Genomic DNA, 22,485 nt, shown 5'->3' on the forward strand with positions numbered 1-22,485 from the left:
TTCGCCTCTCAGGCCCGGCCGGCGAGACGCTGGAACTCGGCCACGTTGTTGGCCTTCTCCAGCGCCGCGTCGTAGGTCACCCTGCCCTGCTTCACCAACGTGGCCAGGGACTGGTCCATCGCGACCATGCCGTGCTGCGCACCGGCCTGGATCGCGCTGTAGAGCTGGTGCGTCTTGCCCTCACGGATCAGGTTCTTCACCGCGGAGGTCGCCGTCATGATCTCGACCGCGGCAGCGCGGCCGGCGCCGTCGGCGGTCTTCATCAGCGTCTGACACACGACCCCCTGCAGCGCACCGGCGAGCATCACGCGGATCTGTTCCTGCTGGTGCGGTGGGAACACGTCGATGATGCGGTCCACCGACTGCGGCGCGTCCTGGGTGTGCAACGTGCCGAAGACGAGGTGGCCGGTCTCGGCCGCGGTCAGCGCGATCTGGATCGTCTCCAGGTCGCGCATCTCGCCGACCAGGATCACGTCGGGGTCCTGACGCAGGACGTGCTTGAGCGCCTGCGTGAACCCGTGGGTGTCGGCGCCGACCTCGCGCTGGTTGACGACCGACCGCTTGTGCTTGTGCAGGAACTCGATCGGGTCCTCGACCGTCATGATGTGCGACGGACGGTTGCGGTTGATCAGGTCGATGATCGAGGCCAGCGTCGTCGACTTGCCCGACCCGGTCGGGCCGGTCACGAGCACGAACCCACGCGGGAGGTAGGCGAAGTTGGCCACCTGCTCCGGGATCCCGAGCTTTTCGAGCGGCAGGATCTCGAACGGGATGACACGCATCACCGCACCGATGGAGTCGCGCTGCATGAACACGTTGACGCGGAACCGGGACTTGCCCGGGATCGCGTAGCTCATGTCCAGCTCGAGCTCGTTCTCGAACTGTTCGCGCTGCTTCTGCGTCATGATCGAGTACAGCAGCTTCTGCAACTCGTCCGGCGTGCAGACCGGGTAGTCCTCCAGCGGCGTGAGGTCGCCGTGCACGCGGATGGTCGGCGGGACGCCGGCCGTCAGGTGCAGGTCCGAGCCCTTGCGGTCGACGAGCTCGCCCAGGAGCTCGTCGAGGTCGATGACGGCCGTCTCCTCGTGCGGCAGCGCCGGATCGCCGACATCGGCCATGGTCATCGCAGCCGGCGGTGGCGAGGTCGGAGCCGCTCCCCCGTTGACGACCGTCAGCGACGGCGCGCCGACACCCGCACCGACCGGCGCGACCTGCGCCGCGATCGCCTCGGTCAGCTCCCGCCTGGGAGCCAGCGCGAGCGCCACCCGCATCCCCAGTTCCTGCTCGAGGCGCGGCCGCAGCGTCGCGTCGTGAGGATCGGCGACGGCGACCACGATCTCGTCACCGGCGCCGAAACCCACCGGGAGCGCCAACAGCTCACGCGCCACCTCGCCGGCCAGCAGCGCCGCAGCGTGTGGGTCCACGTTGGCCGCGTCCACCTCGGCGTACGGCATGCCGAGCGTCTCTGCGAGCGCACGCACGAGCTGCGACTCGGTGGCCAGCTGGTGGTCGAGCAGGACCTTGGGCAGGCTGCCGCCGCCGGCCGCGGAACGTTCCGCGGCCCAGCGCAGCTGGTCCACGGTCAACACGCCGTGGCGGACCAGTGCCTCGCCCAGTGCATCCATTGCGGTTCTCCTCCCGGCCGCCGTCTCAGACGACGACACGGCCGATCTCCTCGAGCGTGGTCCGGCCGAGCAGCACCTTCGCCAGCCCGTCCTCGCGCAGCGTCTGCATGCCCTGTTCGATGGCGGTCCGTGCGATGACCTCGGTGGACGCGCGCGAGACCGCGAGCCGCTCGATCTCCTCGGTCACCGTCATCACCTCGTGGATCGCCATGCGTCCGCGGTAGCCGGTGTTGCTGCACGCCGAGCAGCCGCTCGCGCGCGGCAGTTCGGGCCGTTCGTTGACGATGTCGGCCGGGAAGCCGGCCGCGGCAAGCATTTCCGGCTCGGGTCGCACCATCTCGACGCAGCGCGGACACACCTTGCGAGCGAGGCGCTGCGCCAGGACGCAGTCGACCGCGGAGCCGACCAGGAACGGCTCGATGCCCATCTCGGTGAGCCGGGTCACGGCCGACGGCGCGTCGTTGGTGTGCAGCGTCGACAGCACGAGGTGGCCGGTGAGCGCGGCCTCGATGCCGATGTGCGCCGTCTCGCGGTCTCGCATCTCGCCGACCAGGACGATGTCGGGGTCCTGACGCAGGATCGATCGCAGCGCCGAGGCGAACGTCAGCCCCACCTTCGGGTTGACCTGCACCTGGCTGATCCCCTGCAGGCGGTACTCCACCGGGTCCTCGGTGGTGATGATGTTCACGCCGGGCTCGTTGAGCACGTTCAGCGTGGCGTACAGCGTCGTCGACTTGCCCGACCCCGTCGGACCGGTCACCAGGATCGTCCCGTAGGGCTTACGGAACGCCTCCTCGAAGCGCTTGTGGTTGTGCTCGAGGAAGCCGAGGTCCTCGAGCTCGAGCAGGATCGACGTCTTGTCGAGGATGCGCATCACGACCTTCTCGCCGAACACCGTCGGCAGGGTCGAGAAGCGCAGGTCGATGGCCTTGTTGTTCGACGTGACGCTGATGCGCCCGTCCTGCGGGATCCGCCGCTCGGCGATGTCGACGTCGGCCATGATCTTCAGGCGGCTGATGACGCCGGACTGGATCGTCTTGGGTGAACGCATGACCTCGTGGAGGACGCCGTCGATGCGGTAGCGGACCCGCAGGTCGCGCTCGCCGGGCTCGATGTGGATGTCCGACGCGCCGTCGGCGACCGCCTGCGAGATCAGCAGGTTCACGAACTTGACGATCGGTGCTTCCTCGACCACGGCCCGGATGGAGCGCAGGTCGTCGTCGCCGTCCTCACCGTCGGCGATGTCGCCGGCCATCGCCTCGATGTCGTCACCGAGGTGGGCGAAGCGGTCGATGGCGGCCTGGATGTCGTCGCGCGTGGCGACCACCGGCTGGATGTCGAGCTTGGTGATGGTGCGCACGTCGTCGATCGCGACCACGTTCGACGGGTCGCTCATCGCGACCAGCAGCTTCTCGCCGCGCATCGCGTAGGGCAGCACCGTGTGCTTCTTGAGCGTCTGGGCGCTGACCATGGTGGCCAGCCGTGCGTCCACCTCGGCCTCGGCGAGGTCGACGAAGTCGAGGCCGATCTGTTCCGCCAGCGCACCGACCAGCTGCTTCTCGCTCAGCACCCCACGGTTGACGAGGACCCGGCCGAGCGAGCCACCCTCCGCGCGCTGGACCTCCTCGGCCTGGCGCAGCTGCTCGGGATCGACGAGCTGTCGCGCCAGCAGCGTCTGCGCCAGGGACCTCACGAGCCGACCGCCCGGGCCGAGGCCGCGGGCGGTCCGGCGGGACCGTCGCCGGCACGCGCGCGGAGCCGCTGCGCGACCGCGTGGAGCAACGCGAGCAGGACGCGCTTTACGTCCTCACGGTCGCGGACGTCGGTGGCGAGCACCGCTACCTCGGCAGGGACGTCGAGGTAGCCGCGCACCCGGTCGAGCACGGTGGCGGTGTCGCTGTTCGGGCCGAGCTTGTTGACCGCGACGACCAGCGGGACGTCGGCGAGGCCGGCGAAGTGCACCTGCTGGCCGCGCGCCTCCACGAGGGTCTCGGGACGTCGTGCGTCCACGACCAGCACGAACCCGAGCATGCCCTCCGCCAGGATGTCCCACATGAACTCGAAGCGTTCCTGGCCGGGCGTGCCGAACAGGTGCAGGGCGAGGTCGCGGTCGATCGCAATGCGCCCGTAGTCCATCGCCACCGTGGTGCGGCCGGAGTTGCCGCCCGCGACCGTGTCGGAGGCCCAGTCGCTCACGTCACGCTCGGTCGAGACGACCTGCACCTCGGAGATCGTCTCGATCAGCGTGGTCTTGCCGGCGTCGAACGGACCGGTGACGAGCACCTTGAAGCTGGGATGGCGGGCACTGCCGACGACCGGCCGTCGGTGGGAACCGGCGAACCGGACACCAGTCACAGCTTTTCCACGCCGTGGATCAACCGTTGCAGGATGTTCTGGTCGACCCCGTTGTTGTCGTGCCCGCCGCCGCCCAGCCGCTCGGCGCGGACCCGGGTGTGCAGGCCGCGGGGACCGCTGCCCTCGTAGACGACGGCCGGCGGTGCCGGGATCGACGGTGCTGGTGCCGGCTCGGCCACGGGTGTCTCCGCCGCGGCAACCGGCACAGCCGGCGCCGGCTCGGGGCGCGCGAACAGGTCCTCGTCGGTGCCCGGTTCGTCGGTCATGGTCACCTCGGCCGACACCTCGGCGGGCTCGACGGGTACCTCGGCCACCGTCGGCTCGTCCGCCGCGGCGTCTTCGGTGATCGGCGTCGCCGGCACGTCGGTGGCCGCGGCGGGAGCGATCAGGCCCTCGTCGAGCAGTTCGGCGAGGGCGCGGTGCGCCGCGTAGTCACCGCGGCCCCAGTGGGCCGCCAGCTCGGCGACCGGGCGACGGCCGTCGACCAGCGACACCAGCCGCCAGCGGTCGGCGGTCAACGTCACCGGGTTGTGGTGGTGCGGGGCGGCCAACGCGAGCACGGCGTCGCGGCCGCCGACCCGTTCGGTGAGTTGCGGCCATTCCTGCAGCCGGCGGCGTGCCTCCTCGAGCAGGGGATCGGTACGGGGCGTGTCGGGTGCGGGCGACTGCTCGGCCGGGCCCTCGAAGTGGAACCGGCCCGAGCGCAGCGACAGCAGGTCGACCAGGCCGTCGACGCGTGCGTCGTGGCGCAGGTCACCGTCGTCGGCCGGCGAGCCCGGGAGCCGGTCGGAGGCGTCGCCCGCAGGCGAGATCTCCGTGAGCAGCCCTTCGCGCACGTCGAGGCGCGCGGGCACGCCGGCGGCGTCGAGCTCCAGGCGTCCCGTCTTAGCGGACGCGTTCAGCAGCTGCAGGATGTCGAGGAGACGGAAGTCTCCGAGTTGGCCTTCGAGCACGGCACTCACCTACCCCCAACCGTTTGCGGACGTCGACTCCTGGCGGCCCCAGGCGTGACTCGGTGCATGGTCACCACCGGTTGCCCGACGCACCTCGAACAGCGCCTCGGTCAGCAGGTCGTGGTCGTCGGACGGACGCAGCGGCTCGGTGGCGATCACGTTGCGCAGCGCCTCGTCGGCGTCGTCGGCCGGGGCCCCCGGCGCGATCGGCGCCGCCGCCGGGCTCTCGAACGTGGCTGGAGGCGAAGCGACCGGCGAGGGGCTCGCGACGGCACGCAGTTCGCCCAGTGCCGCGAACGGCGACTCGTCGTGGTCGGTCGGCTCGGGAGCCGGCGCGGGCACGAACGGCTCGGGCTCGGGCGCGCGCTCCGTGACGGCTTCGAACGCCTCCGGCATGGGCGACGGTGCGTCGAAGGCAGCGGGCGCCTCGAAGGCGACGGGCGCCTCGAAGGCAGCGGGCGCCTCGAAGGCAGCGGGCGCCTCGAAGGAAGCGGGCGCCTCGAACGCAGCCGGGGCGTCGAACGCGGCGGGAGCGGGGGCGGCGAAGGCCTCGACGACCTCCTCGACGGGGCTGGGCTGCAGGTCGGCGGGTGCCGGCGCGGCCCACGGGTTGACGTTCGGCGCCGGCAGGTCGAGGTCGGTGTTCGGGGCCAGCAGCGTGCCGATGCGCTCGGCGGCCTGGCGCATCTCGAACAGCATGAACCCGATCTTGGCCTGGCGCGCCGCCACGGCGGCGAGGACCGCCTGGTCGCGGCAGCTCATCAGGAACACGAACCCGTGCTCGCCCTCGACGAAGACCTGGTTGAGCTGTCCCCGTCCGAGTCCGAGTGCGGCCTGCTCGCCCAGGGACAGCAGGGCCGCGCTCATGGCGCCGACCCGGTCCTCGTCCAGCTCGTCGGGCAGGGCGCTGGCCATCGGCAGCCCGTCGAACGAGACCACGGCGGCGGCCTCGACGTCGGGCGAGGAACCGAGGAAGTCGTCGAGTGCGGCGGCGAGCCTGGCCGCGCGGGTGTCGAGGTGGTCGAACACGTGGTCTCCGTTCGCGCATGAGGTGCAGTCGGAGGCGGTCGTCGACCGCTACCCCGCTCTCCTCCATCGGCTGGAGACCCCGGGCTCTTGAGCACTAGCCCGAATGACGTTCGATGCGCGACCGGGCCGGGTCAGGAACGGTGGGTCAGCGCGGCCAGCGCGGCCGCCGACATGACCTCGACGGGCGCCGGCATCCCGGTCCAGCGCTCGTAGGAGGCCGCCGCCTGGCCGACCAGCATCCCGAGACCGTGGAACGCCTCGGCGCCGCGCTCGCGCGCCGCCTGCAGGAACGGGGTCGGCTCCACTCCGGGGGCGGAGGGCGTACGTGGGTACAGCAGGTCGTAGGCGACCTGGCCGGGGTGCAGGCCGTGGAAGGCCGCCGGCAGGTCCTCGCCCCGCAGGCCGAGCGGAGTGGTGTTCATCACGATCCTGGCCTCGCCGACCGCCCGCGCCACCGCCTGCCCGTCGGCGACGTCGACGGCCCGCGGGTCGCTGGCACCCGCCCGCTCGCCGAGTTCCGCCAGTGCCGCGGCCGCGTCGGGGCGTCGGCCGACCACCGTCAGGCGGCACCCCAGACGTCCCGCGGCCACCACGGCGGCTCTGGCAGCGCCGCCGGTCCCGAGCAGCACCAGGCGGTCCCCCGCGGCGACGGCGACGTCGGCCCGGAGGGCATCGGCCAGGCCGACGGCGTCGGTGTTGTCCCCGAACAGCCCGTCGGCGTCCCAGCACAGCGTGTTCACCGCACCGATCAACTCCGCTTCGGGCGACTGCCGATCACACAACGCGACCACGTCCTGCTTGTGCGGAACGGTGACGTTCGCACCGACGCCACCGACCTCACCGAGGCTCGTGACCACGCGACGTAACGCCTCGGGTGGACACGGCAACGCCAGATACACCAGGTCGAGGTCCTGTTCGCGGAAGGCCGCGTTGTGGATGACCGGGGACAGCGACTGCGCGACCGGCCACCCCAGCAGCGCGACCGGGCGGGTCGCCGCGGTCGGCCAGGGCGCACCGTCCTGGGGGCGGCTCACGGGGTGGCCACCGCGCGCGGGCCCTGCTGTCGCGACCACGCTGGCGTCATCCGGGCAGGTCCTCGCCCTGGCAGCGGCCGGCGTCGCGGAAGGCGGCGACGTTGACGTTGTGCTCGTCGAGGGTGTCGGCGAAGACGTGCGTGCCGTCGCACTCGGGCGAGAGCACGTAGAACAGGAACGACACGTCACTCGGCTGGAAGGCAGCCAGCAGCGAGGCACGGCCCATCCCCGAGATCGGGCCGGGCGGGAGGCCGTCGACGCGGTAGGTGTTGTAGGGGTGGTCCACCTCGAGGTCCTCGAGCAGCACCACGTCGCGGTCCTCGTCCAGGGCGTAGAGGACGCTGGCGTCGATCTGCAGCCGCATGTCCTGATCGAGCCGGTTGACGATCACGCCGGCGACGGTCTCGCGTTCGTCGTCGACGCGGGTCTCGCGTTCGATGAGGCTGGCGAGCGTGAGCACGTCGAAGCGCTCCAGGCCACGGTCGGCGGCGGCGGTGACCTGCTCCTGCGGCACCTCCGACATCACCAGATCGAGCTGGTCGACCATGCGCTGCAGGATCTGCAGCGGCGTCGCGTCGCCCGGCACCTCGTAGGTCTCGGGGAACAGCAGCCCCTCGTAGGGTTCCTCGACCACCTCGGGCGCCTCGGCCGGTTCGGGCACCCACTCGGGCAGTCGCAGGACACCGTCGTCGTTGCTGCCGGCGGCGGTCCGTTCGTCGAGGACGGTGCGGAAGTCCACCTCGTCGAACTCGTCGAACTGTGCTGCCAGCCGTTCGAGGGTGGTGTCGACCGACAGGCCCTCCTGGACGGTGAAGCGGATGCCGGCGGTCGGCCCACCACGCGCCGGCCCGGCGAGCAGCACCTCGAGTGCCGCGTCGGAGCTCATGCCGGTCTCGAGGTCGTACTCCCCCGGCTGCAGGCGGGAGGCGAGCTCGGCCTCGCCGGCGGCGATCCGGAACGTGGTGGCGTTGCGGACCACGTCGAGTTCGGCGAGCCGGTCGGCGACCGTCCGGACCGACTCACCGGACTCGACCGTCAGGACGACCTCCTGGCCGGCCTCGACCTGGTCCACCTCGGGCAGGGCGTCCTGCAGCCACATGATGCCGGCGCCGACGCCGACGGCGACGAGTCCGAGGAACCCCAGGAACCATTTCGAGCCCCGACTCAACGCCACCTTCGCCACTCCTCGTCCACGTCGGCCTGAAGGCCGCTCCACGGTCCCCGGTGCGCGTTTCTAGCCGGTCCGGCGGCGCCGCTGCGCCTCGAGCACCGACTGCAGGAACAGGCTGGCGGCGACGCCGTCGATGCTACGCCGACGCTCGTCGCGCGAGGCGTCCTGCGCCAGCATGATCCGTTCCGCCTCGGTCGTGCTGAATCGCTCGTCCCACAGGGCCACCGGCAGGCCGGTCCGCTCGCGCAGACGTTCGGCGAACCAGCGCGCCCGCTGTGCCGGCGGGCCCTCGCTGCCGTCGAGTTGACGCGGCTCACCCACGACGACGCCGGCGACATCGTGCCGGCCGACGGCGTTGACGAGTGCGTCCAGGGCCGGTCCGTCCTGGTTGCGCGGCACCTCCAACGTCTCGGCGGGGGAAGCGATGGTCTGCGTGGGGTCGGACACGGCCAGGCCGATCCGCACCTCACCGAGGTCGATGGACAGCAGGCGTCCGCTGGTCGGGAGGTCGTCGGAGAACCGTTTGCCGAGTGCGTACCCCATCAGCGGCCACCGACGGCGGCGCGTGCCTCGCGGGCGGCCACCTGCAACGCCTCGTCGAGCTTGGCGCCCTGCTTGCCACCGGCCTGGGCCAGGTCACCCTTGCCGCCGGCACCGCCACCGACCACCTGGGCGGCCGGGTGAAGGATCGGTCGGGCCTCGACGCCGGCCGCGGCCAGGTCGGCGGACACCGCGCAGATCAGCTGCGCCTTGCCGTCGTCGGTCGCCGTGCCGACCACCACCACGGCACGCTCGCCGAGGTGGTTGCGCAGTTCGGTGGCCAGCCGCCGCAGGTCGTCGTGGCCGAGACCGTCGGCGCGTTGCACCACGACCGCGAGGCCGTCGTCGCGCGGGGCCGCGTCGGCGATCTGCTTGGCCTGCTGGGACAGGTTGGCACCCCGCAGCTTCGCCAGTTCCTTCTCGGCCGTCTTGAGGCGCTCCAGCAGCTGGCCGACCCGCTCGACCGCCTGCTCGCTGGGGACGTCGACCAACCGCGAGACCTCCTCGGCGACCAGGCGTTCGCGCGACAGGTGGTTGAACGCGTCCAGGCCGGTGAGCGCTTCGATGCGGCGGGTGTTGGACCCGATCGACTCCTCGCGAACGATCGTGATCGTGCCGATCTTCGCGCCCGAGGGGACGTGGGTGCCGCCGCACAGTTCCTTGGAGAACTCGCCGATCGTGACCACGCGGACGACCTGGCCGTACTTGTCGCCGAAGTTGGCGACCGCTCCGGCACGCTTGGCGTCGTCGAGGCTCATGACCTCGGTGTGGACGTGGGGGTCGCGCAGCACCCGTTCGTTGATCGAGCCCTCGATCTCGGCGAGCCGGTCGCGCGAGACCGACTCGAAGTGCGGGAAGTCGAAGCGCAGGCGCCCGGGCTGGACCAGCGAGCCGGCCTGCTGGGCGTGCTCGCCGAGGAACTCCTTGATGGTCGCGTGTAGCACGTGCGTCGCGGAGTGGCTGCGGGCCGTCGCCACCCGGCGCGAAGGATCGACGTGTGCCTCGACGGGTTGTCCCTGGCGGACCTCGCCGGCGGTGACGCGGGCACGGTGGACGGTCAGGCCCTCGATCGCCTCCTGCGTGTCGAGCACCTGCAGCCGTCCGGTCGGCGTCTCGAGCACGCCGATGTCGCCGATCTGGCCGCCGCCCTCGGCGTAGAACGGCGTGCGCGGCAGGACGATCTCGACCTCGTCGCCCTCGCCGGCGGTGTGCTGCACGCCGCCGGGCGTGACGATGGCGCCCAGCTCCGCCTCGGCGGTGAGCGACTCGTAGCCGAGGAAGTCGGTCGTGCCCACGACCGCGGCCGCCTCGCGGTAGGCCTCGACCGGGATGCCGCCGCCGCCCTTCTTCGCGCCGGCACGGGCACGATCGCGCTGCTGCTGCATCAGCGACTCGAACGCATCGCGGTCGAGGTCGAGCCCGGCGTCCTCGGCGATCTCCGCGGTCAGGTCGACCGGGAACCCGAACGTGTCGTGCAGTTCGAACGCGACGTCGCCCGGAAACGCGTCGCCGTCGGCGGCGCGGACCGCGGTGATCGCCTGGTCGACCCGTTCGAGCCCCTGCCGGATCCGGGCACCGAAGTCGTGCTCCTCGGCGGTGGCGATGCGCGTGATCAGCTCACGCTGGCGTTGGAGGTCGGGATAGCTCTCGCGCATCTGCTCGATGACCTGCTCGACCATCGGCAGCAGCAGCTGCTGGCCACCGCCGACGTCCATGCCGAGCAGCTGACCGTGCCGGATCGCGCGGCGCATGAGCCGACGCAGGACGTAGCCGCGGCCCTCCTTGGACGGCAGCACGCCGTCGGCGATCAGGAACGCCGACGTGCGGGCGTGCTCGGCGATGACCCGCAGCGACACGTCGTGGTCGTCGCGCTGCCCGTAGCGGACCCCGCTCAGCTCGCCCGCACGGGCGAGCAGCGGCGCGAACAGGTCGGTCTCGAACACGTTGTCGACGCCCTGCAGCAGCACGGCCATGCGTTCGAGCCCGAGCCCGGTGTCGACGTTCTGTGCCGGCAGCTCGCCCAGGATGGTCCCGGCGTCGTCGAGTTCGTGCTGCATGAACACCAGGTTGTAGAACTCGAGGTAGCGCTCGTCGTTGACCGCCGGGCCGCCGGCTTCGCCGTACGCCTCGCCACGGTCGTAGTACAGCTCGGTGTTCGGACCACCCGGTCCGGCGGCGTGGGTCCACCAGTAGTTGTCCTCGGCGCCGAGCCGCTGGATCCGCTCGGCCGGGACGCCCGACTCCTCGAGCCACAGCTGCTCGGCCTCGTCGTCGTCCTCGTAGACGGTGACCCAGATGCGTTCGGGGGCGAGGCCGAAGTGCTCGGTCGACAGCTGCCAGGCCCACCGGATCGCCTCGCGCTTGAAGTAGTCGCCGAAGCTGAAGTTGCCCAGCATCTCGAAGAACGTCAGGTGGCGGGTCGTGTGGCCCACGTTCTCGATGTCGTTCGTGCGGGCGCACTTCTGGTAGCTCGTCGCGCGCGGCGTCGGCGGCGTCGCGTCACCCATGAAGTAGGGCTTGAACGGCAGCATGCCGGCGATGGTGAGCAGGACGGTCGGGTCCTGCGGGATCAGCGACGCCGAGTCGTAGCGCCGGTGGCCGTGTTGCTCGAAGAAGTCGAGGAACGTCTTGCGGATGGTCAGGGAGTCCAACGTCGTCTCACTGTGGTTGCGATTGCGCCACGTCCGGCCGGGAGGACCGGGGGCGCAGGGCGGTGGGGCTGGCGGTGGCGTGCGATCAGCTCACTCGCCGACTGCGGTGGTCAGGTCGGGCACGCGGTAGCGGGTGCGCAGTTCGGCCTCGCGCACCTGTGCGGCGCGGCGACCCTCCTCGGCGGCGAACCGCAGGCGCTCCGCGAAGGTGCCGGCGGCCTGTCCGGCGCGGCCGGCCACGTGGACCGGTGACGTGGCGCGCTTGGCGGCGTCGAGCTTGCGTACGGCGTAGGCGCCGACGAGCAGACCAGCACCGAGTCCGAGGGCGAGCGTGAAGACGCGCATGTCGAGGCTTTCGGTCAGCTGCGCAGGGCCCGGGCGGCCTTTGCGGTTCCGGCGGCCACCGCGGCGGCCTTGATCAGCGGGTTGGCGAGGGTTGCGTGCACGACGCCGAGGATGCGGTCCGTGGTCGAGGTGATCGACTGCACGCCCGCCATGATCGTGTCCACGCGCGCCAGCTCGACGTTCACCCCCGCGACGGTCTCGTTGACCCCGCGCAGGATCGGCACCGTCTCGTCGGTGACGCGCCCGACGGTGCCGATCACGCTGTCGAGCACCTTCACCGCCCGCATGACCAGCAGGCACAGCGTGAGCACGAGCACGCCCCAGAAGAGTGCGGCGGCCACGATCGCCCAGTCCCTGACGGTCACGTCGGCTTGTCTCCCTGTCTGCGGTGGGTACCCCGACCGGGCTGGTCGCGCTGGTCGCGGAGGACCGCGACCCGGTCGGCAACCGCTGCCTCGTGGCCGTGACGGGATGGCTCGTACAGCCGCGTCCCGTCCAGTTCGTCCGGCAGATACTGCTGCCCGGGCGCGAACCCGCTGGGGTGGTCGTGAGGATAGTCGTACCCGGCGCCGTGCCCGAGGGCGCGCGCGCCCTTGTAGTGGGCGTCGCGCAGGTGCGGCGGAACCGGCGCGTTCCCGTGGGTCCTGACGGCGTCGAGGCCGGCGCCGATCGCGCGGGTGACGCTGTTGGACTTCGGCGCGACCGCGAGCGCGATGGCCGCATGGGTCAGGGCGAACCTCGCCTCGGGCAGACCCACCTTGTCCAGGGCGTCGAAGGCGGCGACGGCGAGCGGCAGCGCCTGGCGGTCGGCCAGCCCGATGTCCTCGGAGGCGAAGATGACCATGCGGCGCGCGACGAACCGCGGGTCCTCGCCGCCCTCCAGCATCCGCAGCAGCCAGTAGACCGCCGCGTCCGGGTCGGAGCCGCGCATCGACTTGATGAAGGCGCTCACGATGTCGTAGTGCTGATCCGAGGCCTTGTCGTAGCGGAACCGCTGCATCGCATCGGCCACGTGCTCGACCTGCAGCGTGGCGGTCGGCCCCTCGGCTCCGGGCCGGGTGACCCCGGCGGCGGCGGCAGCGATCTCCAGCGCGGTCAGGGCCGCACGCGCGTCGCCGTCGCCCACGTGCACGAGGTGGTCGACGGCTTCCCCGTCGAGGCTGACGCGATCACCGAAGCCTCGGACCGGGTCCGCGACGGCACGCTCGATCAGCGCCCGCAGGTCGTCGTCGGTGAGCGACTGCAGCCGCACGAGCTGGCAGCGCGACAGCAACGGCGGGTTGAGTTCGAAGAACGGGTTCTCCGTCGTCGCGCCGATCAGCGTCACCCAGCCGGCCTCGACGCCGGGCAGCAGCGCGTCCTGCTGGCTCTTGTTGAACCGGTGGATCTCGTCGACGAACAGCACGGTCCGACGTCCCCGTAACCCGAGACGGCTGCGGCCCTCCTCGATGATGCGCCGCACGTCCTTGACGCCGGCGGTCACGGCGGACAACTCGGTCCAGGCGGCGTCGACGTGGGCCGCGATCACGGTGGCGAGGCTGGTCTTGCCGACGCCCGGCGGCCCCCACAGGATCAGCGAGCGCAACTCCCCCTGGTCGAGCATGGCGCGCAGCGGCTTGCCGTGCCCGAGGGCGTCGAGCTGGCCGACGTACTCGTCGAGATCGCGCGGCCGCATGCGGGCCGCCAGCGGCATGCCGGCGGGCACGCTGCCGGGTCCTGACCGGTCGCCACCGATGGAGGTGTCGGGCGGCGCGGACGCCGAGGGCCCGTCATCGAACAGCTGATCGCTCATCCGGGCACCGTACCGGCGGGCGCAGGGACCACGGCTCCGCCCAGCAGACGGACGCTCCGGAACCCCGGGCGACGCGATGCCGTCACACTGACGACGGATGCCGGCGGATACCAGGAGTCACGACCATGCGAACCGGGAACGTCATCGGTCTCGCACTGCTCGCGTCCCTGGTGGCGGCGTGTGGTGGCACCTCCGGAGCGTTCGAGCCGCCGATCGGTTCGGGCCCGGCGCCCGACGCCACCGTCACGGCACCGGGCGAGGAGGAGCCGGACGCCGGCCGGGACGTGTGCCGCCCACCACTCACCGGCGACGACCCGAACCCGCTGACCGAGGCGTCCGGTCAGCACGAGCGGTTCGCGGGCGAGGACTGGGTCGAGCCGGTCATGCAGGCGGCCATGCGCGATCATGCCGACGAGTACGCGGGGCTGTGGCTGGACCAGGCGGCGGGTGAGCTGGTGGTGATGCTGGCGGCCGACGACCCGGTCGCGGTCCTGGAAGACCTGCGGACCCACACCGAACACCCCGACGCCCTCGTCTGCATGCGGGCGACGTACACCGAGGCGGAGCTCGCCTCCCTGCTCGACGAGGCCTACCGCGCCCTGCAGGCCGAGGGCAGCCCCGTCTCCGGCCACGTCGACACGCTGCGCAACCGCGTCGAGCTGCAGTACGAGGGTGATCTGACGGCCGTGGACGACGTGCTCGGGGACCTCGCCGACCACCCCGCCCTGCGGGTCGTCCGGCCCGAGTGCGCCGAGACTGTGAAGCTCCCGGACGGCGCGACCGCCCTGCCCGGCGGGGGTTCGACCTGCTCCATGATGCAGGCGCTGCTGAGCGGCACCCTCGCTGGAGATCCCGCCACCGGTTGCCTGTGGATCGAGGCCGCGGACGGAGCACGGTTCGACGTCCTGTGGCCACGCGGGTGGTACGTCACCGCCGACGGGGTCGTGCACGACCACCACGGCGAGCCGCGCGCGGTGGTCGGCGACGACGTCGAAGCCGGCGGCGGTCACTCCCCCACGGCCGCCGAGGCGCTGCCCGAGACCTGCCTTGCCGGATCGCAGGACGCGTTCGTGCTCGGCAGCCTCGAATCCGCCGGCCGAGGGTGAATGCGTGCGTCCTGGCGCGCAAATTCCCACGTCAGGGTGCACACATCCGGCGGGTCGGTCGGCCCTCGGCTGCGACGGCGGTCAGTCGGCCTTCGGCTTCGGCAGCTCGCGCAGGCCGAGGTCCTTGAGCGCGTCGGGGTCGTAGGGCGCCGGAGCGTCGGTGAGCGGGTCGCTGCCGGTCTGCGTCTTCGGGAAGGCGATCACCTCGCGGATCGACTTCTCGCCGCAGATCAGCATCACGGTGCGGTCGATGCCCGGCGCGATGCCGGCGTGCGGCGGGACGCCGTGGCTGAACCCGCGCAGCAGGAACCCGAACTTCTCCTCGGCGGCCTCGTCGGAGATGCCGAGAAAGCGGAACACCCGCCGCTGGAGCTCGGCGTCGTGGATACGCACCGACCCCGACGCGAGCTCGGTGCCGTTGAGCACGATGTCGTAGGCCCGGGCGGTGGCCACGTCGGGACGCTGTTCGAAGTCGTCGAGGTACTCCGGAGCCGGCGAGGTGAACGGGTGGTGGTTGGGCACCCACCCGGCCGAGGTCGCGGCCGTCGGGTCGTCGGACTCCGAGGCCGCGTCGAACATCGGCGGTTCGACGACCCAGCAGAACTCCCAGCGCCCTTCGGGGATCAGCCCGCGGTCCTCGGCCAGCGCGACCCGCAGCGCACCCATGAGTTGGCGTGCGAAGTTGCGCGGGCCGGCGCCGAAGAACACCGCGTCGCCGGGCTGGGCGCCGGTCTCGCGCTTCACGCCGGCAAGTTCGTCGTCGGACATGAACTTCGACAGCGGACTGCGGAGCGACCCGTCCTCCTCGACCACGCCCCAGGCCAGGCCCTTGGCGCCGCGGCGCTTGGCCCACTCGGTCCACTCGTCGAACTCGCGACGGGTCAGCTCGCCGCCCTTGGGCAACGCGAGCGCCACGACGGCGCCGCCGGACTCGAGCACGCCCTTGAACACGCCCACCTCGGTGGTCGCGAACACCTCGCCGAGGTCGGCCAGCTCCATCTCGAAGCGCAGGTCGGGCTTGTCCGAACCGAAGCGGCGCATCGCGTCCTCGAACCGGATGCGGGGGAACGGAACCGGCAGGTCGACGTCGAGGACCTCGCGGAAGATCTCGGCGAACATCTCCTCCATGAGGCTGAAGACGTCCTGCTCGTCCCCGAACGACATCTCGAGGTCGAGCTGGGTGAACTCTGGCTGACGGTCGGCGCGCAGGTTCTCGTCGCGGAAGCAGCGGGCGATCTGGTAGTAGCGCTCGATGCCGGACACCATCAGCAGCTGCTTGAACAGCTGCGGCGACTGCGGCAGCGCGTACGTGGTCCCCGGCTGCAGACGTGACGGCACGAGGAAGTCACGGGCACCTTCGGGCGTCGGACGGGTCAGCTGCGGCGTCTCGACGTCGATGAAGCCGTTGCGCTCCATGACCCGGCGGATGATGGACACCACCTGGGCCCGGACCTGCAGGTTGCGCAGCATGCGCGGCCGACGCAGGTCCACGTAGCGGTGGGTGAGCCGGCGTTCCTCGGCGACCTCGACGTCGTCCTCGACCGGGAACGGGGGCGTCTGCGCCTCGGAGAGCACCTCGATCGAGGTGGCAGCCAACTCGACGTCGCCGGTCGCGAGCCGGTCGTTGCGCATGCCCTCGGGTCGAGCGCGCACGACGCCGGTGACCTTGACCACCCACTCGGTGCGGACCCGGTGCGCCGCCGCGAGCGCCTCGGACGACTCGGGGTCGGCCACCACCTGCAGGATGCCGCTGCGGTCACGGAGGTCGAGGAAGGCCACGCCGCCGTGGTCGCGACGGGTGTCGACCCAGCCGGCGACGGTGACGGTCTCGCCGGCGTGCTCGGCACGCAGGGTGCCGGCGCCGTGGGTGCGCATGGCGCCGAAGGGGGTGATGCTCACGTCGTCGTCCTCGTGTGTGGTGGAAGTGGCGCCCGTGGCAGGACGGGCGCCGGGCCGTGGGCGTCAGCGCCCGAGCAGCCGGTGCAGGTGGTCGACCAGGTCGGCTTCGGCGACGGTCGTCTGCTCGCCGGAGCCGAGATCCTTGACCGCGACGGTACCCGCGGCGCGCTCGTCGGCCCCGCGGATCAGCGCGAGCCGGGCCGCACGGCGGTCGGCGTGCCGGAACTGCTTGCCGAGCTTGCCGCCGCCGACGTAGACGTCGGCGCTGAAGCCCTGCGCACGCAGCCGCTGCGCGGTCGCCAGGGCGTCCGCCGCCGCGTCGTCGTCCATGACGGTGACGAGCACGTCGGGACCCCGCGGGGCGGCCTGCTCCTGCTGTTCGAGCAGCAGCAGGATGCGCTCCATGCCCAGCGAACCGCCGGTGGCCGGCACGTCCTGGCCCTGGAACATGCCGATCAGGCCGTCGTAGCGCCCACCAGCGGCGATGGTGGCGTGCAGGCCGTCGTGGACCACCTCGAAGACCGGACCGGTGTAGTAGCTCAGCCCGCGCGCGAGGACGGGCGAGAACGACACCACGCCTCCCGGGACGTCGCCGACCAGTTCCAGGACCCGGTCGACCTCGGCGAGGCCGGCACGTCCGCGCTCGGTGCCCGACAGCCGGTCGCGGACACGGTCGGCGAGGTCGTCGGCGCCGAGGTCGTCGGCCAATGCCGCGACCGCGGCCGCCGGTACGTCGCGCTCCCGCAGTTCGCTCGCGACGCCGTCCGCGCCGATCTTGTCGAGCTTGTCGAGCGCCACCAGCGCCGAGTTCTCGAGCGCCTCGGGGACGCCGTACGCCTCGATGAGCCCCTGGAGGGCCTTGCGCGAGTTCAGCTGCACCCGGAAGCCGGACAGCCCGAGCCGGTCGAGCACGTCGGCGACCGCCTGCAACGTGGCCGCGTCGGCGACCAGCGAGTCGGAGCCGACCGTGTCGACGTCGCACTGGAAGAACTCGCGGTAGCGGCCCTTGCCGGGCCGGTCCGCACGCCAGACCGGGGCGATGTGGTAGCGCTTGAACGGCATCGCCAGCTGCGAGCCGTACCGGGCGACGACGCGTGCCAGCGGCACGGTCAGGTCGTAGCGGAGGGCGTGGTCGGCCTCGCCGGTGGCCTCGTGTTCGCCGCGGCGCAGGATCTTGAAGATGAGCTGGTCGCCCTCCTCGCCGTACTTGCCGGTGAGGACCTCGAGCCGTTCGAAGGCGGGCGTGTCGAGCGGCTCGAAGCCGTGCGCGTCGAAGGCGGCGCGGATCGTGGCGAACGCCCGCTCGCGGCGCATCACCTCACCGGGCAGGAAGTCGCGCGTGCCCGACGGCGGGTTGGCGTCGATGGTGGCCATGGGGAGCAGGGACCTTCGAGGGACGGCGGCATCCGCCACGACGGGGATGCGCGGCGGCCGGTCCGCGAGGCTAGCGGCGGTCCCCGGGATCGCCGACGTGCAGGCCGTCGGGACGGGCCGTCACCCCGTGCAGGTGGCAGGCCACCTCACGGCCGGCGACGTGCTGCTCGTCGGGTTCGGGGCCGGGACCGAAGCGGACGGTGACGCCGTCGGGGCCGGACTCGACGTCTTGGACCGCGCTGAACACGCTGGTCGGAAGGTGTTCGCCCTGGTCCTTGAGCCACTGCGCCAGCTCGGGCGATCCGGAGCCGAAGCGGACGTGGTCCTCGGCCACGTCGGCGCTGCCGAGGTCGCCGACCAGCGCGAGTTCGCGCTCGAAGGTGTCCTCGTCGACCTCGGTCCAGCGGTCCTCGAGGGCATCGATCAGGTCACGACCCTCCCAGCCGCACGGGGCGAACGCCACCGGGCAGCGCGGGTGGAACCGGCAGCCGAGCGGTGGACGCAGGGCGTCGGGGATCTCGCCGCGCGGCAGTTCCTTGACCCGGTCGCGACGGCTGGGGTCGGGCAACGGGATCGCGTCGAGCAGTGCCCGCGTGTAGGGATGCTGCGGGTCGTCGAAAAGCCGGTCGGTGTCGCCCCACTCGGCGAAACGGCCGAGGTAGAGGATCCCGATGCGGTCGCACAGGAACCGGGCCGTGGCCAGGTCGTGGGTGATGAACAGGTAGGTGAGATCGAGGTCGCGCTTGAGCTCCAGCATCAACTCGAGCACGCGAGCGCGCACCGACATGTCCAGCGCCGCCACCGGCTCGTCCGCGACGACGAACTTGGGTGAGGTGATCAGGGCGCGGGCGATCACCACGCGCTGCTTCTGACCGCCGGAGACGTCCTCGGGGTACTTGTCGAGGAACGCCTCGGGCGGGTTGAGGCCGACGCGGTCCAGCATGTCACGCACCTGCGCCCTGGCTTCGTTGCGCGACGAGGCCAGCCCGTGGATGCGCAGCGGGTGACCGACCCCCTGCCCGATCGTCATCGCCGGGTTCAGCGACGCGTTGGGGTCCTGGAAGATCAACGCGAGTTCGCGGCGCAGCGGACGCATCTCGCGTTCGGCCAGCGGGACCAGATCGCGGCCGCGGTAGCGCACGCTGCCGCCGGTCGGTTCGACGAGCTTGAGCACCGAGCGACCGAGCGTGGTCTTGCCCGAGCCACTCTCGCCAACCAGCCCGAAGACCTCGCCCGCCTTCACGTCGAAGCTGACGCCGTCGACCGCGCGGACCACCAGGTTTTCGCCCCTGCCGAACAGCGAGGAGCGCACCGGGAAGTGGGTCTCGAGGTTGCGGACCTCGAGCAACGGGGCACCCGGCGCGGCAGCGGCCGCCTGGGCGTCGGTCTCGGACGCGGGGACGGCGTGGCTCATCGGAGCACCTCGGCGCCCTCGGCCCCCGGGTACAGCAGGCACGCGGCGCGTTGACCGTCGCCGACGTCGGTCAGCACGGGGTCGATCGTCGGACAGTGCGCCATCACGGCCGGGCACCGCGGCGCGTAACGGCAGCCCGACGGGGGGTCGACGAGGTCGGGCGGGTAGCCCTCGATGGTGTGCAACTCGGTGGTCTCGAGGGAGATGGTCGACGCAAGCAGCCCCTGCGTGTAGGGGTGCTTGGGGTTGGCGAAGACCTCCTCCACCGGCCCGATCTCGACGATCCGGCCCGCGTACATCACCGCGACCCGGTCGCACGTCTCCGCGACGATGCCGAGGTTGTGCGTGATCAGGACCAACCCGACCTGGGCGTCACGGCGCAGGCGGTCCAGGATGTCGAGGATCTGCGACTCGACGATGACGTCGAGCGCGGTGGTCGGTTCGTCGGCGACGACGAGCTTGGGCTGCAGGACGATCGCGAGCGCGATCATGATGCGCTGGCGCATCCCGCCCGAGAACTCGTGCGGGTAGTCGTCCACGCGCGTGGGCGGAATGCCCATCTGCGCCAGCGCGGCCCGCGCCATGTGACGGGCCTCGTCCTTGGACACGTCGCTGCGGTGGGCGCGGATCGTCTCGACGAAGTGCGTACTGACCTTCATCAGCGGATCGAGCCGGGTCATCGGTTCCTGGAACACGAGCGCGATCTGCTCGCCGCGCCGCTGGCGCAGCGAGCCGGCGCCTGAGCCGACGAGTTCCTCGCCGTCGAGTTGCACACTGCCGCGCACCCCGGCGCCAGGCGGCAGCAGTTGCACCAGCCCGCGTCCGAGCGAGGACTTGCCGCAGCCCGACTCCCCGACCAGGCCGACCGACTCGCCGGGCGCGACGTCGAGATCGATGCCGTCGACGGCCCACAGCGGGCCGCGTGCGGTCCGGTAGCCGACGCGGAGGCCGCGCACGCGCAGGACCGGCTCGGACGACGCCGCGGGGACGTCGCCGACGAAGCTGATCTCGGCGCTCATGGCGATCCTCCCGGGTCACGGCGTGGGGTGACGTCGTCGGGCTGGGGTGCGGCACCGGCGGTCGACTCCGGCCCCGCGTCCACGCCTCCGCCGGCGGAGGTGGCGGGGGCGTCGTCGAGCTTGGCGCCGGCCGCGCCGCGACTGCGCAGCAACGGGTTGATGACGTCGTTGAGTCCCTCACCGACCAGCGTGAGGGCCGCCACCAGTGTCACGATGGCCAGGCCCGGCCACAGCGCCGTCCACCACACGCCGGAGGTGATGTCGATGACCGCCTGCGAGATGTCGTAGCCCCATTCGGGCGTCGGCGGCTGCACACCGAATCCGAGGAAGCCCAGCGACGCCAGGGTCAGGACGGCATCCGCGGCGTTGAGCGTGAAGATCACCGGCACCGACTGGATCACGTTGAACGCGACGTAGCGGGTGATGACCGTGCGTTCCTTGGCCCCCAGCGACTTCGCCGCCTCGACATAGGGCTCCTGCTTGATCGACAGCGTGTGGTTGCGCACGACGCGGAAGTACTGCGGGATGTACACCACCCCGACGGCGGCGGCGGCCGAGGGCACGCCCCGCGCCAGGCCGGCCTGCAGCAGGAAGGCCACGATGATCGCCAGCAGCAGGGGCGGGAACACGTACACCGCGTCCATGATGGTGACGATCACGCGGTCGAGTTTGCCGCCGCGGTACCCCGACAACAGACCCAGCGGCACCCCCACCGCCATGGCCAGCAGCGTGGAGAAGAACACCACCGCCAGCGCGAGCCGGCCACCGTCGATGATGCGGGCCAGCACGTCGTAGCGGTCCCGGGTGGTCCCGAGCGGGTGCTCGGCCGACGGCGGCGCCAGGCGCGGCAGCTGCTCGTAGCTGCCGTCCTCCTGCTCGACGCGGTACTGGATGCCGTCGTACTCGTAGAAGTTGGGTCCGACGAAGGCGACGACCCCGAACACCAGCGTGATGAGCAGTCCGGCGGTGACGAGGACGCGGGCGGTCCGGCTCGCCTGTCGGAACGGGCGGGCCGCGTGCTCGAGTCGGACGCGCAGCTGGGAGGCCATCAGTAGCGGATCCTCGGGTCGACGAGTCCGTTGATGAGGTCGATGATCAGGCTGATGACGACCACGACGATCGCGAAGAACGTCACGATGCCCTGCACCCCGACGTAGTCGCGCGCCTCGAGAAAGCGCAGGATGGCGGTCCCCATGCCGGGCCACGAGAACACCCGCTCGGTCAGGATCGCGCCGCCGAGCAGGAGCGCGAACTGCAGGCCGACGATGGTCACGACCGGCACCAACGCGTTCTTGAACGCGTGTCGGAACAGCACCGTCCGTTCGTTGACACCGCGGGCGTGGGCCGCCTCGACGTAGTCCGCGCGCAGGGTCTGAAGCATGTTGACCCGGACCAGGCGGACGAAGATGCCGCCGATCACCAGGCCGAGCGTGGTGCCCGGCAGGATCAGGTGGTGGAGGCTGGCCATCAGCGCCGGGGCGTCGAGCGTGATGATCGAGTCCACGACGTGGAGCCCGGTGATCTCGCGAGGGGCGTCGAAGCCGGTCATCCGCGAGCCCGTCGGGAACCAGCCGAGGCGCAACGAGAACAGCAGCTGCGCCAGCAGGCCGAGCCAGAAGATGGGGGCGGCATAGATCAGGATGCCGAAGAGGCGTCCCCCGACGTCGAACGGGGTGTCGCGCAACCGGCCCGAGATCGCACCGATGAGCACGCCGACGCCGATGGCGACCACCATCGCGAACAGCGTCAGCTCCAGCGTTGCCGGGAAGGTGTCGCGGATCACCCCGACGGTGGTGCGCCGGTCGGTGATCGGGTTGCCGAGGTCGCCCGTGAGGGCGCCGGCGAGGTAGCGGCCGTACTGCACGATGAGGGGATCGTTGAAACCGAGGGCCTCGCTGCGCGCCTCGATCTCCGCCGTCGAGAGGCGGTCACCGAGGGTGGCCCGGATCGGATCCCCCGGGGCGACGCGCAGCAGCAGGAACACGATCGTGAGCAGGATCAGCAGCATCGGCAGCGTCAGCGCGACGCGCGTCAGCAGATACCGGCGCAGCGAACCGCCCGCCTTGGCTGAGCTCATGCACCCACCACCGTCGGCCACGGGGCCGCAACATCGAAGGTCACCGACGGACGCAGGCTGCCACACGCGCCGCCGGGCACGGACATCCGACGGGGCGGTAC

General features: G+C 71.6%; 19 protein-coding genes. 1 reads left to right on the forward strand and 18 read right to left on the reverse strand.

Annotated elements, in window-relative coordinates; genetic code table 11:
• Nucleotides 1-8: 8 nt before the first annotated feature.
• The 12 genes from ACERMF_RS09885 to ACERMF_RS09940 form a co-directional block, all read right to left on the reverse strand.
• Nucleotides 9-1,625: a PilT/PilU family type 4a pilus ATPase gene (locus ACERMF_RS09885; RefSeq protein ID WP_373668913.1), complete on the reverse strand. Its 1,617-nt coding sequence runs from the start codon at nt 1,623-1,625 to the stop codon at nt 9-11.
• 25 nt (nt 1,626-1,650) lie between these two features.
• On the reverse strand, nt 1,651-3,318 hold the full coding sequence (locus ACERMF_RS09890; protein WP_373668914.1) for a GspE/PulE family protein: 1,668 nt from the start codon (nt 3,316-3,318) through the stop codon (nt 1,651-1,653).
• On the reverse strand, nt 3,315-3,980 hold the full coding sequence (locus ACERMF_RS09895) for an ATP/GTP-binding protein (RefSeq protein WP_373668915.1): 666 nt from the start codon (nt 3,978-3,980) through the stop codon (nt 3,315-3,317). Before ACERMF_RS09895 ends, ACERMF_RS09890 begins: the two co-directional genes overlap by 4 nt.
• A complete protein-coding gene (locus ACERMF_RS09900; protein WP_373668916.1) occupies nt 3,977-4,942 on the reverse strand; it encodes a DUF4388 domain-containing protein in 966 nt (321 codons plus the stop codon). Before ACERMF_RS09900 ends, ACERMF_RS09895 begins: the two co-directional genes overlap by 4 nt.
• Nucleotides 4,943-5,962, reverse strand: coding sequence for a roadblock/LC7 domain-containing protein (locus ACERMF_RS09905; protein ID WP_373668917.1), 1,020 nt, complete (start codon nt 5,960-5,962; stop codon nt 4,943-4,945).
• A 131-nt stretch (nt 5,963-6,093) separates the two neighbouring features.
• Complete coding sequence (aroE, locus tag ACERMF_RS09910) at nt 6,094-6,996, reverse strand: shikimate dehydrogenase (RefSeq protein WP_373668918.1); 903 nt, start codon at nt 6,994-6,996, stop codon at nt 6,094-6,096.
• A 46-nt stretch (nt 6,997-7,042) separates the two neighbouring features.
• Complete coding sequence (gene mltG / locus ACERMF_RS09915; protein WP_373668919.1) at nt 7,043-8,170, reverse strand: endolytic transglycosylase MltG; 1,128 nt, start codon at nt 8,168-8,170, stop codon at nt 7,043-7,045.
• A 60-nt stretch (nt 8,171-8,230) separates the two neighbouring features.
• On the reverse strand, nt 8,231-8,710 hold the full coding sequence (ruvX, locus tag ACERMF_RS09920; RefSeq protein WP_373668920.1) for a Holliday junction resolvase RuvX: 480 nt from the start codon (nt 8,708-8,710) through the stop codon (nt 8,231-8,233).
• Nucleotides 8,710-11,358, reverse strand: coding sequence for an alanine--tRNA ligase (gene alaS, locus ACERMF_RS09925; RefSeq protein ID WP_373668921.1), 2,649 nt, complete (start codon nt 11,356-11,358; stop codon nt 8,710-8,712). Before alaS ends, ruvX begins: the two co-directional genes overlap by 1 nt.
• 90 nt (nt 11,359-11,448) lie before the next feature.
• Entirely contained in the window at nt 11,449-11,703 is a 255-nt protein-coding gene (locus ACERMF_RS09930; RefSeq protein WP_373668922.1) for a hypothetical protein, read from the reverse strand.
• A 14-nt stretch (nt 11,704-11,717) separates the two neighbouring features.
• Nucleotides 11,718-12,068, reverse strand: coding sequence for a DUF948 domain-containing protein (locus tag ACERMF_RS09935; protein ID WP_373668923.1), 351 nt, complete (start codon nt 12,066-12,068; stop codon nt 11,718-11,720).
• Nucleotides 12,065-13,495 (reverse strand): replication-associated recombination protein A, encoded by a 1,431-nt coding sequence (locus ACERMF_RS09940; RefSeq protein ID WP_373668924.1) that lies wholly within the window; start codon nt 13,493-13,495, stop codon nt 12,065-12,067. Before ACERMF_RS09940 ends, ACERMF_RS09935 begins: the two co-directional genes overlap by 4 nt.
• Nucleotides 13,496-13,620: 125 nt before the next feature.
• Here ACERMF_RS09940 and ACERMF_RS09945 point away from each other — a divergent pair, with 125 nt between their 5' ends.
• Nucleotides 13,621-14,601 (forward strand): hypothetical protein, encoded by a 981-nt coding sequence (locus ACERMF_RS09945; RefSeq protein WP_373668925.1) that lies wholly within the window; start codon nt 13,621-13,623, stop codon nt 14,599-14,601.
• Between the two features lie 81 nt (nt 14,602-14,682).
• Here ACERMF_RS09945 and aspS read toward each other — a convergent pair whose 3' ends face one another.
• The 6 genes from aspS to ACERMF_RS09975 all read right to left on the reverse strand — a co-directional run bounded on the left by aspS (nt 14,683) and on the right by ACERMF_RS09975 (nt 22,384).
• The gene (aspS, locus tag ACERMF_RS09950) at nt 14,683-16,476 is read right to left on the reverse strand and encodes an aspartate--tRNA ligase (protein WP_373669248.1); all 1,794 of its coding nucleotides are present in this window, start codon (nt 16,474-16,476) and stop codon (nt 14,683-14,685) included.
• Between the two features lie 87 nt (nt 16,477-16,563).
• Nucleotides 16,564-17,874: a histidine--tRNA ligase gene (gene hisS, locus ACERMF_RS09955; RefSeq protein ID WP_373668926.1), complete on the reverse strand. Its 1,311-nt coding sequence runs from the start codon at nt 17,872-17,874 to the stop codon at nt 16,564-16,566.
• 70 nt (nt 17,875-17,944) lie between these two features.
• The gene (locus tag ACERMF_RS09960) at nt 17,945-19,288 is read right to left on the reverse strand and encodes an ABC transporter ATP-binding protein (RefSeq protein WP_373668927.1); all 1,344 of its coding nucleotides are present in this window, start codon (nt 19,286-19,288) and stop codon (nt 17,945-17,947) included.
• On the reverse strand, nt 19,285-20,307 hold the full coding sequence (locus ACERMF_RS09965) for an ABC transporter ATP-binding protein (protein WP_373668929.1): 1,023 nt from the start codon (nt 20,305-20,307) through the stop codon (nt 19,285-19,287). The genes ACERMF_RS09960 and ACERMF_RS09965 overlap by 4 nt, the downstream gene beginning before the upstream one ends.
• Complete coding sequence (locus ACERMF_RS09970) at nt 20,304-21,356, reverse strand: ABC transporter permease (RefSeq protein WP_373668930.1); 1,053 nt, start codon at nt 21,354-21,356, stop codon at nt 20,304-20,306. The genes ACERMF_RS09965 and ACERMF_RS09970 overlap by 4 nt, the downstream gene beginning before the upstream one ends.
• Nucleotides 21,356-22,384: an ABC transporter permease gene (locus ACERMF_RS09975; RefSeq protein WP_373668931.1), complete on the reverse strand. Its 1,029-nt coding sequence runs from the start codon at nt 22,382-22,384 to the stop codon at nt 21,356-21,358. The genes ACERMF_RS09970 and ACERMF_RS09975 overlap by 1 nt, the downstream gene beginning before the upstream one ends.
• Nucleotides 22,385-22,485 lie beyond the last annotated feature (101 nt).

The sequence above is a fragment of the Egicoccus sp. AB-alg6-2 genome, assembly GCF_041821025.1.
Taxonomy (GTDB): Bacteria; Actinomycetota; Nitriliruptoria; order Nitriliruptorales; family Nitriliruptoraceae; genus Egicoccus.

What these genes read in the sequence shown, in the direction of transcription:
- ACERMF_RS09885 (WP_373668913.1), bottom strand. Translation starts at nt 1,625, where the DNA reads ATGGATGCACTGGGCGAGGCACTGGTCCGCCACGGCGTGTTGACCGTG.
- ruvX (WP_373668920.1), bottom strand. Translation starts at nt 8,710, where the DNA reads ATGGGGTACGCACTCGGCAAACGGTTCTCCGACGACCTCCCGACCAGC.
- ACERMF_RS09930 (WP_373668922.1), bottom strand. Translation starts at nt 11,703, where the DNA reads ATGCGCGTCTTCACGCTCGCCCTCGGACTCGGTGCTGGTCTGCTCGTC.
- ACERMF_RS09940 (WP_373668924.1), bottom strand. Translation starts at nt 13,495, where the DNA reads ATGAGCGATCAGCTGTTCGATGACGGGCCCTCGGCGTCCGCGCCGCCC.
- ACERMF_RS09945 (WP_373668925.1), top strand. Translation starts at nt 13,621, where the DNA reads ATGCGAACCGGGAACGTCATCGGTCTCGCACTGCTCGCGTCCCTGGTG.
- aspS (WP_373669248.1), bottom strand. Translation starts at nt 16,476, where the DNA reads ATGCGCACCCACGGCGCCGGCACCCTGCGTGCCGAGCACGCCGGCGAG.
- hisS (WP_373668926.1), bottom strand. Translation starts at nt 17,874, where the DNA reads ATGGCCACCATCGACGCCAACCCGCCGTCGGGCACGCGCGACTTCCTG.
- ACERMF_RS09960 (WP_373668927.1), bottom strand. Translation starts at nt 19,288, where the DNA reads ATGAGCCACGCCGTCCCCGCGTCCGAGACCGACGCCCAGGCGGCCGCT.
- ACERMF_RS09965 (WP_373668929.1), bottom strand. Translation starts at nt 20,307, where the DNA reads ATGAGCGCCGAGATCAGCTTCGTCGGCGACGTCCCCGCGGCGTCGTCC.
- ACERMF_RS09970 (WP_373668930.1), bottom strand. Translation starts at nt 21,356, where the DNA reads ATGGCCTCCCAGCTGCGCGTCCGACTCGAGCACGCGGCCCGCCCGTTC.
- ACERMF_RS09975 (WP_373668931.1), bottom strand. Translation starts at nt 22,384, where the DNA reads ATGAGCTCAGCCAAGGCGGGCGGTTCGCTGCGCCGGTATCTGCTGACG.